Origin of the sequence: Oceanobacillus phoenicis (assembly GCF_047238145.1) — a bacterium.
Classification (GTDB): domain Bacteria; phylum Bacillota; class Bacilli; order Bacillales; family Amphibacillaceae; genus Oceanobacillus.
Genome location: NZ_JBDFME010000001.1, coordinates 57478 through 74672 on the forward strand (window position 1 = coordinate 57478; position 17195 = coordinate 74672).

Annotated in this window: 15 protein-coding genes; 2 read left to right on the forward strand and 13 right to left on the reverse strand. The window is 34.8% G+C overall.

Annotated features, from left to right (window positions below; translation table 11 throughout):
* Window positions 1–12: 12 nt before the first annotated feature.
* The 5 genes from ABC346_RS00345 to ABC346_RS00365 all read right to left on the reverse strand — a co-directional run bounded on the left by ABC346_RS00345 (window position 13) and on the right by ABC346_RS00365 (window position 4623).
* The gene (locus ABC346_RS00345) at window positions 13–1407 is read right to left on the reverse strand and encodes a HAMP domain-containing sensor histidine kinase (protein ID WP_413232996.1); all 1395 of its coding nucleotides are present in this window, start codon (window positions 1405–1407) and stop codon (window positions 13–15) included.
* Entirely contained in the window at window positions 1404–2093 is a 690-nt protein-coding gene (locus ABC346_RS00350) for a response regulator transcription factor (protein ID WP_413232997.1), read from the reverse strand. The genes ABC346_RS00345 and ABC346_RS00350 overlap by 4 nt, the downstream gene beginning before the upstream one ends.
* Before the next feature lie 117 nt (window positions 2094–2210).
* Window positions 2211–2531, reverse strand: a complete 321-nt coding sequence (locus tag ABC346_RS00355) for a thioredoxin family protein (RefSeq protein WP_413232998.1) — start codon at window positions 2529–2531, stop codon at window positions 2211–2213.
* A gap of 21 nt (window positions 2532–2552) precedes the next feature.
* Window positions 2553–3365 (reverse strand): DUF368 domain-containing protein, encoded by an 813-nt coding sequence (locus tag ABC346_RS00360; protein ID WP_413232999.1) that lies wholly within the window; start codon window positions 3363–3365, stop codon window positions 2553–2555.
* A 91-nt stretch (window positions 3366–3456) separates the two neighbouring features.
* Window positions 3457–4623, reverse strand: coding sequence for a CapA family protein (locus ABC346_RS00365; protein WP_413233000.1), 1167 nt, complete (start codon window positions 4621–4623; stop codon window positions 3457–3459).
* A gap of 270 nt (window positions 4624–4893) precedes the next feature.
* Between ABC346_RS00365 and ABC346_RS00370 the strand changes: the two genes are divergently transcribed.
* Both ABC346_RS00370 and ABC346_RS00375 read left to right on the forward strand, forming a co-directional pair.
* The gene (locus ABC346_RS00370; protein WP_413233001.1) at window positions 4894–5085 is read left to right on the forward strand and encodes a hypothetical protein; all 192 of its coding nucleotides are present in this window, start codon (window positions 4894–4896) and stop codon (window positions 5083–5085) included.
* Window positions 5086–5514: 429 nt separating this feature from the next.
* Window positions 5515–6375: a dimethylarginine dimethylaminohydrolase family protein gene (locus ABC346_RS00375; protein ID WP_413233002.1), complete on the forward strand. Its 861-nt coding sequence runs from the start codon at window positions 5515–5517 to the stop codon at window positions 6373–6375.
* Window positions 6376–6501: 126 nt separating this feature from the next.
* On the opposite strand, the gene treR is transcribed toward ABC346_RS00375, so the two are convergent.
* The 8 genes from treR to ABC346_RS00415 all read right to left on the reverse strand — a co-directional run bounded on the left by treR (window position 6502) and on the right by ABC346_RS00415 (window position 17065).
* Entirely contained in the window at window positions 6502–7215 is a 714-nt protein-coding gene (treR, locus tag ABC346_RS00380) for a trehalose operon repressor (protein ID WP_413233003.1), read from the reverse strand.
* Window positions 7216–7227: 12 nt separating this feature from the next.
* Complete coding sequence (gene treC, locus ABC346_RS00385; RefSeq protein WP_413233004.1) at window positions 7228–8889, reverse strand: alpha,alpha-phosphotrehalase; 1662 nt, start codon at window positions 8887–8889, stop codon at window positions 7228–7230.
* A 19-nt stretch (window positions 8890–8908) separates the two neighbouring features.
* Window positions 8909–10801, reverse strand: coding sequence for a PTS system trehalose-specific EIIBC component (gene treP, locus ABC346_RS00390; RefSeq protein WP_487247434.1), 1893 nt, complete (start codon window positions 10799–10801; stop codon window positions 8909–8911).
* A 186-nt stretch (window positions 10802–10987) separates the two neighbouring features.
* Window positions 10988–11785, reverse strand: a complete 798-nt coding sequence (ytvA, locus tag ABC346_RS00395) for a YtvA family blue-light photoreceptor (RefSeq protein WP_413233006.1) — start codon at window positions 11783–11785, stop codon at window positions 10988–10990.
* A 76-nt stretch (window positions 11786–11861) separates the two neighbouring features.
* On the reverse strand, window positions 11862–12926 hold the full coding sequence (locus ABC346_RS00400; protein ID WP_413233007.1) for a PQQ-dependent sugar dehydrogenase: 1065 nt from the start codon (window positions 12924–12926) through the stop codon (window positions 11862–11864).
* Between the two features lie 183 nt (window positions 12927–13109).
* Window positions 13110–14933 carry a translational GTPase TypA gene (gene typA / locus ABC346_RS00405; protein WP_413233008.1) on the reverse strand — a complete coding sequence of 608 codons (1824 nt, stop codon included), beginning with the start codon at window positions 14931–14933 and terminating at the stop codon, window positions 13110–13112.
* 87 nt (window positions 14934–15020) lie between these two features.
* Window positions 15021–16379, reverse strand: a complete 1359-nt coding sequence (locus ABC346_RS00410) for a sensor histidine kinase (RefSeq protein ID WP_413233009.1) — start codon at window positions 16377–16379, stop codon at window positions 15021–15023.
* Between the two features lie 2 nt (window positions 16380–16381).
* Window positions 16382–17065, reverse strand: a complete 684-nt coding sequence (locus ABC346_RS00415; RefSeq protein WP_413233010.1) for a response regulator transcription factor — start codon at window positions 17063–17065, stop codon at window positions 16382–16384.
* Window positions 17066–17195: the final 130 nt, after the last annotated feature.

Here is a 17195-nt window from a genome sequence, read left to right on the forward strand (position 1 = left end):
GAATCCGTTAGCTTATTGGTCCATGTTAGGAAGATGAATATGGAATATCGAGCCTTCACCTAGCTTACTTTGGACAGTTATTTCTCCTTGATAGGTATCCACTATGACCTTAGCGATTGCTAAACCAAGTCCCGTACCACCAGTTTCTCTGTTTCTTGCACGGTCTACTCGATAAAACCTTTCAAATATATGTTGCTGATCCTGCTCCGCCAATCCTTCTCCAAAGTCTTGAACAGATACTATCATTTCATCACTTTGGTGTTGTAAGCGAATATTTACTTCTTTTTCACTGTATTTTAGCGCATTTGTTAACAATATATAAATAACTTGTTTGATTTGATCAGGATTTCCTTGCCACATATACTGTGTTTTCTCATCCGCGAATAAATTAATCTCTCTTGGAGCATATGCTTTTTGGAATGTCCCCGCAACTTGTTGCAGAAGTTCTCTCATATCTACTGTTTCAACAACTTGTTCCTGTTGATTCTTGGCTAATGCTAACATTTGCTCAACTAAATTCTGCATTCGATCCGCTTCAGAATCGATGGCTTCCGTAGATTCTTGCAGTAATTCAGGATTACCTTCACCACGACGACGTAATAATTGTGCATAGCTCTTTATAATCTGGATCGGCGTTTTCAATTCATGAGATGCGTTTGATACAAAAATCTCCTGCTTCTCATAGTTTTCTTTCAACGAATCGATCATCTCATTAAATGTTACTTCCATTTCATAGAGTTCATCTTTTGACCTGTTTTCAATATCTATCTTTTTCCAATCTCTCTTTGATATATTTGTCTGCATCGTCTCTTTTAATTTTTGAATCGGGTTTAATAAAAAGCGACTTAAAAGAACACTTGCAATAATAGTTGGAATTAATATAATCGCACTTGAGAAAAATAGCACATACCTTAATGTTTGCATCGTTTCTTTCATATGAATTAAACGATCAGAGACTTGAATGGTAACAATTTCTCCGTTTTGCCAAATAATTGGTTTCGTAACAACTGCAACATCCATTTGATTAAAAGAAATAACTTCTCTTTTTTCCGTTGTTGTATACTCTATAGGTAACTTTTCGTCTTGATTTGGTTTTCTTTGAGTAACTACCTCTTTCTCATTTTCATCTATAACTCGAATCATTCCATTCGTAGGTAAATATGCTTTCAATACATTACTCATCTCTTCTTGAGAAACAGACGAATTTTCCCCAATTGCCTCAGTCATGGTATCCACATGAGTAGTTAACTGATCCAATTCTCCCTCTGAAGCTGATTGATAAAACAAGAAATAGATTGCCGTATTTACAATTAATATTAAAATCAACATAAAAATAGTGGAGAAAAAGATAATTTTTTTTCGTAATGTCATAGACGAAAATAGATTAATTATTTTTCGAAATATCATTGTTTATCGTCCTTAATGGTATAACCTACCCCGCGTACTGTTTGAATCAGCGGTGTCTCAAAGTCTTTATCTATTTTTTGGCGTAAATAACGAATATAAACGTCTACCACATTCGTATCTCCAAAATAATCGTATCCCCATACCGATTCAATTAGCTGTTCTCGAGTGAGAACAATATTTTTATTCTTTAATAAACATACCAATAAATTAAATTCACGAGGAGTTAATTCAATTTTTCCACCGTTACGTTTTACCTCATATGCATGTAAATTCACTTGCAGGTCTGCTACAGACAGATTCTGGTTATCATTTGTAGTTTGGACTCCCTTTCGTAAATGTGCACGTACGCGAGCGAGTAGTTCTTCAATTTGAAATGGTTTTGTTATGTAATCATTTGCTCCTAAATCAAGACCACTCACTTTATCATGCACCTCATCACGAGCAGTTAATAAGATGATCGGTGTTTGATTTTCCGCTCGCCGGACACGCCTTAATACTTCTAATCCACTGAGTTCGGGAATCATAATATCTAATAATACCAGATCCCAGTTTTCTTGTTCAATTTTATCTAACGCGTCTTTTCCATTACTAGCTACCTCAGATTCATAACCTTCGTATTCAAGCTCTAACTGTAATACTCTGCTAATTTTTTGTTCATCTTCAACAATTAATATACGTTCTGCCATGAATCCTATCCCTTCCTTCATTAAATATAAATTAAGGCAATTTTCTCCTTAATTATAAACTAGGAATCCTCAAAAAAGCGACCATTCTAAAAGAATGATCGCTTTTTTAATCTAATTTTAATCTAATTGTTGATGTAAAAATTCCGACACAGATTCCGGTGATTTCGTATATGCGCTATGTTGATGTGCAATTTTTTCACCGTTTTTAAAGATTAACATACTTGGAATTCCCATCACTTCATATTTTTCTGCTAGTCCTTCTACTTCGTCACTATTCACTTCATACCAATCATAATTGTTAAACTCTTCGATTACTCCATCGATAAACATATCCATACGTTTGCAATCTGGACACCAATCAGCATAAAACTTAATAATTACCGGTTGTTCACTCGCAATAATCTCATTAAACGAATCAACACTTTCAATTGCTTTCATTACTATCGCTCCAATCTATTATTATTTATACTCTACTCGACCTAATATATAAGCTGTAAAAAGGCCAAGCCCGAACGTGATCACACTAATGATTAATCCTATTGTTCCATCTGAAAATCCTGGATAAACAACTACTACTGCTCCTATTACCAGTCCAATTATTACTGCGTAAGTCGAAGTATAGTGATTCTTTAAAAAGTAGGCAATAATTTTGCTCATGACAATAAAACCAATCGCAATTCCTAACCCAGTAACGATTATTATATCAAAGTATAAATTACTAATTGCTGATATAACCGTAGTATACACCCCTAGCAATAACAACATAAAAGAGCCGCTTATACCAGGAATAATCATCGCACTACTGCCAATAAACCCTGACACAAACAACAATAAATAAGTCGCTGGAGTCATATTCTCAATCACTTGTCCCTCCGTCGGATTAAAGAATGCCATAATACTCACAACGATAAATCCAATGATTAAGTATACGTAATGTTTGGCAGTAAAGTCCGTTTTTGCGTTAGCTTTGTGAAATAAATACGGTAACACACCTAAAATTAATCCTAAAAAGAAAAATTGTGTTTGCTGTGGATGGTGTTCAAATAACCACTCAATTACACTAGCTAATAAGAATATTGCTGTTACCATCCCAATTCCTAGAGGAATTAAAAAACTCAAATGCTTCTTCCATTCTTTACTAAAAATTCCATTCAATGCTTCTATCAATTGATCGTAAATACCTAATAGTACTGCAATAGTACCACCACTAATACCCGGGACAACATCGGTTGCTCCCATAACTAAACCACGATATATATTTTTCCATTCCATGTCATAATTTCTCCTCTTTTTTTACCAACAATTTAGAACAAATCAATCATACCAAAATGAACAGAAACGATACAATAAAGATCTCTCTTAATTATTTTTCTAGAAAATCCACTTCGTCTATAAATTGATTTATATGTTGTTTTGTATCTTCATATTTTTCTTGAGCATTATTTAATTGGTCATCCGATAATTGAAACATTGGAATGACCCTATAGTTAGTGTAGTCATTTTCAAAATGAACATAAGTTGGCACAAATGTTGGAGAATGAACTTCTACTTTTTCTTCGTCTCCCTTGATCTGCTTCGTTATAGAGAATCCAAATATCCCACCAACACGTTGATCATACTTTTGTTGATTGGAAAGAAAATTTCCAAGTGAATAGGCAACTAAAGTCTGATGTCCGTCCTTGCCCTCCACCCAGTCGATTGGTTGTAACACATGCGGATGATGTCCAATAATTACATCCACCCCTAGATCAGCAGCAAATTTGGCTAGGTCTTTCTGCGATTGGTTAGGATACGGCTCATATTCATTCCCAAAATGAAGCGAAAGAACAATCACATCAGCTATTTTTTTTGCCTCGATAATATCTTTTTGCATTTTTTCACGATCAATTAAGTTGACTAAGTATTCTTTCCCGTGTGGAACCGGTATTCCATTCGTACCATATGTATAAGCTAATGAAGCAATTGTTATACCTTCTTCGGTTTCCAATACTCTGATTTTTTCTTGATCTTCCTTACTTTGATATGCACCTTCATACAGCATGTCTATCGTCTGCCAATGTCCAATTGCATTAGTTATAGCCCGTTCACCACGATCTAGTGTATGATTATTGGCAAGCGTAACAATATCTACCCCATTCTCTTTGAGAGCATCCCCAACCTCAAATGGACTATTAAAAGATGGATAAGAAGATAGCCCTATTGCTTCTCCACCTATCATGGTTTCTTGATTAGCTATCGTCACAGTAGATGAATCAAGATAGGTTTTAACATGCTTGAACATAGGATTAAAATCAAATCCGTCACCTACTCTCGCATCTTCATAGACCGGACTATGAATCAGTACGTCTCCTACAGCGGATAAGGTAATTTCTTTTTCTATAGTTGGAACATTTTTCTCCTGTACCAATGATGTATTTCCGGCATGAACATGATACTTTTTTTCAATGGATTCACTATCAAAGAAGCTAATGAATACTAAGATAAATATAGCGATTGTAGTAATAGGAAAAAATCGATGTAATATTCTCAAATGCAACACTCCCTCACTAGTTTTTATCATACCATTTTCGATACTTTTTTGATAAAATTCATCAAAATTTAATGGTATAGTTAATAACATGTATAACGACTGTCTCAGTCGTATTTCATTCAAAATATCTTATTATGAAAATCACGGATTAAAAATACAAATAATATGTAGAAGGTACGTTCATTTGGTATAATAAGGACATACAAAAACACATACTAATAAATATAAATAATAATTATATAGGTGCCTTACCTGGGGGAATGATCGATCATGAAGAGATACTATACGTTAATTTTGATTTTGCTTAGTGCTGTAATTATTTATATAGGCTCTAAAGTAGAGGTTTATTGGAGCGGTATAGTAGCATGGGGCTTAGCATTAATATGTTTAGTATTTGCATTATACTATTCTAGATATATTCCAAATGAAAAAAAACAAGATAAGAAAAATGAAGAAGTGTAGGAAAGAACAAGTGTAAAAAATTTCTATCCCTAAAAAGCAGTACAATTAATTGCGAATTGTACTGCTTTTTTATTTAAATACACAGGAAACCGCAACCTTTTAGAACCCTGTCACGATTTCTTGTCATCCGTTTATAATGTTAATAAATTGTATTTATATTACATCAATCAACTATAAAAAAGGTTTGGACGATTATATTTGTGGTAAAGTAGAATGTTTTATACTGGAGCATAATGGGGAAGGAACAAAATAAGGTTCTCACGTTCAATAAGACCCTTGTATAATGTGAATTACTATTCTTATCATAATGCTAATTGATACCGCAAAGTAGAAAAACTACATGAAATATGGATTTTTTTCAATAATTAAGCAATAATGATTATAATGGAATTATAATACGTTTGACGTTTAAGTACTGGAGGATGAAGAATGAGGAATACAACGGCAATGGAACCAATCTCCAACATATACTGTAAAAATGAATATGATTCTTTACACAAGGTCATCACCGTTCCCCCAAAATATATGAAAATTAAAGAAATCATCAATGAAACCCAAACACATTATGCAGACGATAATATCGATGTCCAAAAAGCAACGGCACAACATCATGAATTTATAAATGCCTTAATAAAAAATGGGGCTGAAGTTATTCAACTAGAGGCAACCCCCCATTTAAATGAGCAAGTTTTTACTAGAGATATAGGGTTTGTAGTTAATGATCATTTGTTTGTTTCACATATGCAACGTGACATTAGAAAAAAAGAAAGTCTTGTACTCAAGGAGTGGCTACAAGCAGAAGGAATCCCCTTCACTACTATCAAATCCGCTTCCATAGAAGGTGGAGACGTCATCGTTGATAATAAAGATATTTGGATAGGTCAAAGTAAGAGAACCTCGGAAACAGCCATTGCAGAATTTACCTCTTATTTACCGAATAATGAGGTACATTCCGTAGCATTGCGTGATGACATTTTACATTTAGATTGTATATTTAATGTATTAGAAAATGGATATGCATTAATTTATAAAGACGGGATGGATAGTCAATCTTACCAAACAATTCAGGAAAAATATAAATTAATTGAAGTAACTGAGGAAGAACAATTTCATATGGCACCAAATGTACTTTCTATAGGAAAAGGGAAAATAATAAGCCTCCCAGAAAATAAGCGTGTAAATGACGAACTTTCGAAAGCAGGATTTGATGTCATCGAAGTAGACTTCTCTGAAATTATTAAGTCCGGTGGTTCATTCCGATGTTGTACACTGCCTATTTCAAGAGGATAATGAAATTAGTAAAAAAACGAACAATAAAATGGATCGACATTGCTTTTCTGTTAAGTTGGCAATAGAAATCCATATATATTGTTCGTTTTTAATTTAAATAGCGTGAGCATGCAGTTCAGTAATGCATCAATTTATACGTCTAGCAAAGTCCACAAAACGAAATTTATCAGGTCGATGTCGAGACTCTGTGTATTGAAATAAAGTAGTATCATTTAAATACACTTGACTTCGAATAACAACTACATTATGAAATCCCGTTAAGTCTAATACAGCCTTATCCTCTTCGGTTGGTTCTTCTACAGTTACTTCTTTATGTGCAAATCCTATTTTTATCCCTAATGTTTCTTCAATATATTGATAAATGGATTTACTGCAAATTTCCTCTGAAAGCTTTGGAATAATTGCTTCATTAAAATAATCTTTATCTAAGATAATTTTCTCTCCTGCAATTTCACGAACCCGATGTACGTACCATACAGCATCCCGATTATCCGGACTAAGTGTACGGTAGATTTTATTTTGCGTTGGAGTATATCCTAATTGATGAATATAGGTATGGCTTTCCTGTTGTAATTTATCCATAAGCTCCGTAAAACTCTCAATTCCAGACACCGGAAAAGTAAATTTATTATAATCTAATACAACAGATCCTTTTCCCCTTACTTTCTGAATATAACCATTTTGAGAAAGTAAATTTAACGCTTTGCGAATGGTCTCTCTGGACGTCTCATAGTGTGTTGTTAGTTCATTCTCAGATGGCAAGAGACTATCAATTGGCCATATATTCTGCCTTATTTTCTTTACGAGATCCTCATATATTGATATATACTTATTCTGCATGTTCAAACCTCTTTAGTTAATAAAATAAACAATAGATTCATAAGGACGTAAGTTCAATTCTGATAAAGAATCTTTTACGTCTTTATAATTTGAAATCAAGATTTCAATTTTACCCTCTTTGTCGATAGGGAGACGGACCGTAATCGGTTCTTCAAAGAAATTACTCACCACTAGTATTTTTTCACTCATCCACCTTCGTTCATAAGCAAATACAGATGGATGATCTTTTAATAATAGCTGATAATCACCATAAGTAATAATATCATATTTCTTACGTAGTTTAATGAGTTTTTGATAATGATTAAAAATCGAGTCACTATCTTTTAATGCATTGTTTACATTAATAGAAGTATAATTCGACACAGGTTTTATCCATGGTTCCCCTGTTGTAAAATCAGCATGTTTATCTGAAGACCATTGCATAGGAGTTCTACCATTATCCCGAGATTTTTGTTGCAAAATCTCCATAATCTCAGACAAGGATTTGCCGTCTTCTTTCATTTCTTTGAACGCATTTAAACTTTCAACATCTCTGTAATCCTCTATATTTTCAAAATATGGATTCGTTATTCCTATTTCTTCACCTTGAAAAATATAAGGAGTACCCTGCATCATATGCAAGGTAGATGCTAGCATTTTTGCAGATTCTTTCCAATACGTTTTGTCATCCCCAAAACGCGATACTACCCTTGGTTGATCATGATTGGACCAGAATAAAGCGTTCCATCCACTTCCTTCATGCATCCCAACTTGCCATTCAGATAGGATTCGCTTTAATTCTAAGAAATCAAACGGAGCTTTCGACCATTTTTGTCCATCTGGATAATCTACTTTCAAATGATGGAATTGGAATGTCATTGTTAATTCTTGTCTTTCTGGTCTTGTATAACGGATGCACTCCTCTAATGAAGTAGAAGACATTTCCCCTACAGTAAGCATATTGTATTTAGAAAATACGCGCTGATTCATTTCATGCAAATACTCATGAACTCTTGGCCCATCTGTATAAAAACGCCTCCCATCTCCTATATCATCATTAGGAAAGGATTGATCTTTAGAAATAAGATTGATGACATCTAAACGAAATCCATCAATACCTTTTTCCGCCCAATACCCCATCATATCAACCAGTTTATTTTTCATTTCTTCATTTTCCCAATTAAGGTCTGCCTGAGAAGTATCAAATAAGTGCAAATAATACTGTCCAGTATTTACATCCAATTCCCAAGCTGAACCACCAAATTTTGACTTCCAATTTGATGGTTCTGCACCTTCTACAGGATCCTTCCAAATATAGAAATTCCGGAACGGATTTTCTTTAGAAGATTTTGCTTGTTGAAACCACTCATGGGAGGTGGATGTATGGTTAATGACTAAATCCATAATTAATTTCATACCACGCGTATGTGTTTCCTCTAATAATTGCTCAAAATCCTCCATTGTTCCATACGCTGGGTCAATCACGTAATAATCACTAATGTCATAGCCATTATCATTTTGTGGAGATTGATAAATAGGTGTTAACCATATGACATCTACCCCAAGTTTTTTTATATAATCAAGCCTGGAGATTATTCCTTGTATATCTCCCATACCATTCCCTGTTGTATCTTGAAAGCTCTTTGGATAAATTTGATATACTACCGCTTTTTGCCACCATGCTGACTCTGTCATCTTGAATTCACTCCTAAACCTATTTATTACTTGTTCGTTGTTTTCTTATTGCAAAGAAATATGTTAATAAGAATGGAATAATAACAACTATTGCCACTCCGATAAAGAAAGCCCCCCACATTTGATTAACGATAGATAGAAATGCCGGCATACCACCAATTCCTACTCCGGTAGCAAGAACACTCTGTAATGTAATAAAAGCTCCTGCTATAGAAGTTCCTATTACTGCTGCAATAAACGGGTACTTAAAGCGCAAGTTGACCCCAAACATAGCTGGTTCTGTTATTCCTAACCAAGCAGAAATCCCTGACGTACCAGCGAGTCCTTTTAATTTTTCATCTTTTAATGCAAACATCATCGCGAATACTGCGGCCCCTTGAGCAATATTAGATAATGCCAATATTGGCCATAAGAATGTCGTTCCTGTTGAACCAATTAATTGTAAATCTACCGCTAGAAATGTGTGATGCATTCCTGTGATTACCAATGGTGCATAAATTGCTCCATAAATCATACCTCCAATAATTGGAGCCGCTTCAAATATAGTTACAATACCATCTGTTATCCACCCACCAATTGTAAACGTTACGGGTCCAATTAATGTAAATGCAAGAAAACCAGTAATTAATAGTGCAATCGGGGCAACAACCAGTAGTTGTAATGAATCAATTACTTTACGTTTTAACCATATTTCAATTTTAGCTAATACCCAAGCTGCTACTAAAACTGGTAAAACCTGACCTTGATAACCAATTTTTTCGATTTCTAATCCGAATAAATTCCAAGTTGGAATAGTGTCTCCATTACTTAATGCATTACTATAGGAATGTGCATTTAACAGATCTGGATGTACCAATATTAAACCAAGAACAATTCCTAAAAGGGGATTTCCGCCAAATCGCTTCACTGCTGACCATCCAATCAATGCTGGTAAAAAGGTGAAAGCTGTATTAGCAATGATATTAATCATATCGGCTATTCCAGCCCAAGAAGGATATACTTGCACAACAGAAGCTTCATCAAAAAAGACCCCTTCATTTGCGAGTAAATTATTTATCCCCATTAATAGACCCGCTGTTACAATAGCCGGTAATATCGGGATAAATATATCAGCTAACGTTTTTACACCTCGCTGTAATGCATTCTGTTTTTTTCCTCCTGCTGCTTTTACTTCTTCTTTTGAGGATTCTTTTATTCCAACATTATTAACCATCGACTTATACACTTTATCTACAGTGCCTTGGCCAATAATAACTTGATACTGTCCGCCTGTCATAAATGTTCCTTGAACAATGTCCAGCTCATCCAACTTCTTCTGATCTACTAATTCATCATCTTTCAATGCAAAACGTAATCGTGTAACACAATGGGTTGCTGCATAAATATTATCAAGACCACCTACTGCTTCCACAATGGCTTTAGCTTCTTCAGCATAACCACCTTCTTGTTTGTTTGCAGAAGATTCTTTCTTGATTGTTTTCATACTCACTTCAAATAGAGACGAAACTCCCTTCTCTACCTTCTTACCCTTTGAGAAACTCCATTCTTGTACGAGATTACTATTCGTAATAATTATAGGTGTAATAGCACTTGCTGCATTTTCTTCTATAAACGCTAGGTCAAAACTAACTAGCTTATCTCCCGCTTTTACTCGATCGCCTTTTGATACATGTACTTCAAACCCTTGTCCTTCTAAATTTACAGTTTCCAATCCAATATGAATTAATATTTCTAAACCATTATTTGTTGTAATACCAATAGCATGCTTGGTAGGAAATGTAAGTGTCACCTCCCCATCAGCTGGAGCTACAACCTCACCTTCTGTTGGTTCAATAGCAACTCCTTCTCCCATCATTTTTTGTGAAAATGTAGGATCAGGTACTTTATCTATCGAAATTTGCTTTCCATTCATTGGTGCCAAAACTACTTGTCTAATTGTTTGCTCCAAGGAATTCTCCCCCCTTTTTCATAACACAAACTTGTATATACAAGTCCGGTATTCGCTACCAGTATAACTTGTATATACATATTTTGCAAATGCTTTCATCAAACCTAAAAAAACCGAATGAAATCTTTACAATTCCATTCGGTGACTCGTCTATAATTTAGCATTTACTTCTTGTTGTTTGATGAACTCGACTGCCATTTTTACATCTTTAAATGTTTGCATGCCACTCCAAGTATCCTGAATCGATAGAGTCTTCATCGCCATATCTGGTCGAATTCCTGCCACAAGTAAGTCTTTTCCCATCATCGATACAAATTGATGAATTTTTAAGAATCGAGAAACCGTATATGTATCCATTTCAAACAAACCAGATAAATCAATAATTAAATATTGTTGGTCCGAACTCTCTAAATAATTCGAGAGGGAGGTTATTAGAGCTTCCATTCTTGTATCATTCATCGTTCCAATCAGCGGAAGAATAGACACATCTTTCATAATCGGAACAATTGGTGTAGAGATACTTTCAATCTCTTTTAAACTCTTCTCATACAGTAATTCATTTTGCTTTTCATTGGTGATATCTTTTTGCACACCAACAAAAAAGTATTTTTTTTCTTGCTCGTTCCACATATGATCGATAGTTAGTTCATTCCAAAAACCTGTTCCGTCTTTCTTATAATTATATAGTTGAATGGTAATCGACTCTTTATTGTGTATTGCTTTTCGAAGCATTTGAATACTATGCTCATCCGTATCTTTACCTTGTAAGAATCTGCAATTCTTACCAATTATTTCGTGTTCCTCATAACCAGTTAGCTCTAAAAATCCCTTGTTAGCAATAATTATTGGATTGTCCTCGATAGAAGGATCAGTAACGATAATTCCTACACGTGTATAATTTAAAGCTTGCTCTAGTAAATGCATTCTTTTTCTACTATCAAGTTCCAATTTTTCTTCCCCCTTTAAAATTCCTTATTATATTATAGGTTAAATAATTTTATGATACGAATCATTGAATTTTGCACTAATCTTCCAATGGGATCCATATTAACCGATCATCATTATTTGATGGATCGCCTCTACCATCTGTGTTATTTGTGATTATATATAAACCATTATTTCCATATTTAACATCTCGAATTCTTCCTTCACCCTCAAAGATTGTTTCTACTTCATTATCTCCAGGATTATATGACTTAACACTTTCGCCTCTTAATGTTGCAAAATATAGAACATCATTAGCAAATTCCATTCCGGATGGAGCCCACGTATCTTCGCCAGAATGAATAATCGGGCTCACCATATCTTCCTCTGTTTCATCTCCTTCAATAACAGGCCATCCATAATTGCTTCCAGGTTCTATTAAATTAATTTCATCTAAGGCACTATTGCCATGCTCTGTTGCGTATAATTCTCCCTTTTCATTCCAAGCCAGTCCTTGTGGATTTCTATGTCCATAGCTATACACATAGGAATTATCAAATGGATTATTTTCAGGTATGGAACCATCCGGATTCATCCGTAACACTTTACCTGCGAGGCTATCTAGATCTTGTGCTAATTCTGGTTCTGAAGCATCACCCACAGTTATATATAAAAGATTATCTGGCCCAAACTGGATTCTTCCACCATGATGATATGTACCACCTGGAATTTCATCTAGCAATATTTCTTCTTCTACCCATGAATCTTCTTGTTCTGATATTGTCGTAATTCGTTGGAAATTACCGTTATTGGTATGATAGGAATAATAGATATAGGCTCTATTAGAAGATGTAAAATCATTTGGAAAAGCGATACCTAAAAGACCAGATTCTGGTTCTCCTGCTAAATCATCGATGAATTCCACTGGCTTTCTTGTTAAATCGCCACTTTCTGAAATCTCGACTATATTTCCAGGACGCTCCGTTAAATAAATTGTCTCGTCTACCTGCGCAATTGCCCAAGGAGTTTGTAATTGAGATGCAATGACTTGTTGCTTATTACTCGGAGTTGTATCATCTGAAGGTTCCTCCGGTGATGGATTGGATTGTTCAGCACATCCAGTTATAAATAGGAAACAGAATAAGAGACCGTATTTAATACGCATTATATCCTCCTCATAAAATAAGATTTCCAATAGTAAGATTTGTGATATTTATAAAAAACTATTACTAAATTGTTTACCCATTTTAAGCTAGAAAAAAACCTCTTATTACAATTTTCTTTCATTAAAATATAAAAAAGCTGTCTAACTAGTATACAAACTAATTAGACAGCAACTACATTTTTATTATACTTTACGCTTTGCAGCTTTTTCTCTCTCATTTTTATTTAGTATTTTCTTTCTTAATCGAATGGAATCAGGAGTTACTTCACAATATTCATCATCACTTAAATATTGGAGTGCTTCCTCTAAAGATAATGTTCTAGACTTACGGATTGTTGCTGTTTGATCTTTCGTAGCTGAACGAACATTAGTTAGATGTTTTTCACGTGTAATATTAACCGTTAAGTCATTATCACGATTATGTTCTCCTACAATCATACCAGCATATACTTCTGTTCCTGGTGATACAAAAATTACACCACGATCCTCTAGATTCATAATACCGTAAGTAGATGCTTTTCCGTTTTCAAGAGCAACTAATACCCCTTCACGTCGTCCGCCAACTTGACCTTTAATTAGTGGCTCGTAAGCATCAAACGTATGATTTAAAATACCGTATCCACGAGTTTGTGACATGAATTCAGTCGTATATCCTAATAATCCACGAGATGGCACTTTAAATTCAATACGGACTTGACCATTTCCTTGATTGACCATGTCAATCATTTCACCTTTACGTTCACCTAGAGACTCCATGATTGCTCCCGTATATTCTTCCGGTACATCTACTTGCACACGTTCTACAGGCTCACATTTCACACCGTCAATTTCACGAATAATTACTTCTGGTTTGGATAATTGTAGTTCATAACCTTCACGACGCATGTTCTCAATCAGAATAGACAAGTGGAGTTCTCCTCGTCCAGAAACAGTCCATACATCTGGTGATTCCGTTGGATCTACGCGTAGACTCACATCTGTCTCCAATTGTTTCATCAACCGTTCTTCAATTTTACGAGAAGTAATGAATTTTCCTTCTTTCCCAGCAAAAGGACTGTTATTTACTAAGAAAGTCATTTGTAATGTTGGTTCATCAATACGTAACCACGGTAATGCCTCTGGATGTTCCACGGGACATACGGTTTCTCCTACGTTTAAATCTTCCATACCAGAAAGTGCAACGATATCACCTGCTACAGCTTCTTGAATTTCAATACGTTTTAATCCAATAAATCCAAACAGCTTGGAAACGCGGAAAGATTTCTGAGATCCATCTTGTTTTAAGACAACCACTTGTTGGCCAACTTTTATACTTCCTCGAACAACTCTTCCTACACCTATTCTTCCTACATAATCATTATAATCCAATAAGGTTACTTGGAACTGTAAAGGCTCTTCTTTCGTATCAATCGGCGCTGGAATATGTTCTAAAATCGTTTGGAAAACAGGATCCATTGTTTCTTCTTGTTCTTCTGCTTCTAATCCTGAAGTTCCATTAATAGCTGATGCATATACAACTGGAAATTCTAATTGTTCATCATCGGCTCCTAATTCAATAAATAAGTCAAGTACTTCATCAACAACTTCTTCTGGGCGTGCATTTGGACGGTCAATTTTATTAAGCACTACCATCGGCGTTAACTTTTGCTCCAATGCTTTCTTTAACACAAAGCGTGTCTGTGGCATTGTACCTTCATAGGCATCTACCACTAAGGCAACACCATCTACCATTTTCATGATACGTTCTACTTCTCCACCAAAGTCAGCGTGCCCTGGTGTATCTAAAATATTTATTGTTGTATCTTTATATTTAACAGCTGTATTTTTAGCTAAAATTGTAATTCCACGTTCACGTTCTATATCTCCAGAGTCCATCGCACGTTCATCGACATGCTCATTGTCTCGGAAAGTTCCAGAATATTTTAATAGTTGATCCACAAGCGTTGTTTTACCATGGTCAACGTGCGCAATAATTGCGATATTGCGTATATCATTTCTTAATTGCATAAATTTTACGCTCCTCTATCATCTTCAAAATGAATAACCAATTAATTATATCATACATTCAAATAAATAGGAAAGTTACTTTGGCTTTTATTTGTCTTCAACTGTAGGCTGATATTTAGGCAATTGAATAGTGAATTTAGCTCCACCAACCTCAGAATTTGTTACAGAAATATTGCCTCCAGCTTGTTCAATGATTGCACGCGCTATTGCAAGTCCAAGACCTGTCTCGCCATCTTTTCCTTTTACAAACCGATGGAAGATATGCTCCGCATCTTCTTTCGTTATGCCATTCCCGTCGTCTTCTACATCAATCATTACCTTTTGCTCTTTTTCATATACTTGAATACTTACAATCGATTTAGAATGGCGAATTCCATTGAATACGACATTGAGTAAAGCTCGGAGTAATTTCTCTTCATCAGCATAAATCACAACCCCACTCTCCACTTGATGATTTAGCTCTATTCCTTCTTCATTGACGATGGGATGGGCACGATCAAGAACTTGATGAATAAATTGTTCTGCATCTAAAGGAAATGGAGAATAACCAGCTGGCTCTGTATCCAACTTAGCTAAGAGTATCATCTCATTAATTATTCCTTTTAGACGATTCACCTCAGTAACCATTACCTCTAACCCTTTTTCGGTGTCATTTTCGTCAAAAATTCCATCTTTAATTCCTTCTGCATAACCTTGAATTGTCATGAGAGGAGTCTTGAGTTCATGGCTCGCATTTTGGAAGAATGTTTGTTGCGACTTCATATATTGTTCCAGTGTTTGTGCCATATCATATACACTTTGCTCTACTTCTTTGATTTCTCCGGTTGCTTTCACTCTGCTCATTTGATCAAATTGACGATTCTCCACCTTTTTTAATTCTGTTTTTAATTGAGATAATGGAGTGACAAGTTTATTCGTCATGAAATAACTTAGTATAACAGCAGCTGCTGCTCCCACTAGAAATACCAATAATAGGCGCACAAAGAAATTCTGCTGAACCACTTGTAAGTCATGCATTGGTGTCAACAAAATAAGCTCTAATCCAGACTGCTCTGGAGAGAATATGATACGTGATGTAACAAATCGATCATTACCATATTGCCATAAAAACTCATCATTATCGGCAAAATTATTTTGCTGAAAGAATTCATTTACGACAGAAATGGACATTGTAGAAAATAATACTGTATCTAAATTTCGATCATACAAAAATAGCTGTAAATCCTGTTCTTGTAAGAAGTCATTTATATTTTGGTAATTACTAGCATCATCATTATATTGTTCATTAAGAAAACCTACGAGTAATTCACCCGTTTCAGCAAGCTGTCTTTGTTCATCTTGAATTAATAAATCTAATATTAACGAATAAATAATATAGCCTGCCGTTGTCAAAATAACTAGAAGCAATGCTGTAAAAGCAGCGTTTAATTGTGACTGAAGCTTCATTGCTATTCCTCATCTTTTCTTAAGCGATATCCAAATCCCCATACGGTCTCTAATGGAATATTGCCCATTTTTTTACGGATTCGTTTAATCAAATCATCAACTGCACGATCACTACCAAAATAATCATTACCCCAAATTTTCATGAGCAGTTCTTCTCTTGAAAATGCTCGGTTTGGATTTTCTGCTAGTAGAAGAAGCATATCGTACTCTTTCGAAGTAGTTTCAAATTCATCTCCTTCAAAAAATACACGACGCTCATTTTTGTATACTAGTAGCTGGTCTACTTTTACACGGTCTTCTTCTATGTCATCTTGGCGCCCAGAAGTTGAACGTTTAAATAATCTTTTCACTCTAGCTATCAGTTCTCTAGGACTAAACGGTTTCGTTAGATAATCATCCCCACCTAATTCTAGCCCAAGTATTTTATCAATCTCTTCATCTTTTGCAGAAATAATTATAATAGGAACATCACTTTCATTACGAATTTTTTTGCAGAATTCATATCCATCCATTCCAGGTAACATAATATCTAATATCCACATATCAGGTGGGTTGTTTTCCCAAAGCTTCCAACCATCTTCCGCATTATCCAAAATTGTAGTTTGATATCCTTCTTTCTTTAAATACGCAGAAACGATATTTTGAATGTTTGTATCGTCTTCAACTAGACCAATATGAACTGTCATTGACCTTCACCTTTTCCTTTTATAGTTACATACATTCTTACATAATTCGTTTAAAAATTACAATGGAAGGTATCATTACACATTTTTTCCACATTTGTACCAAATGATTACCTTCCAAGACGCCTATAAT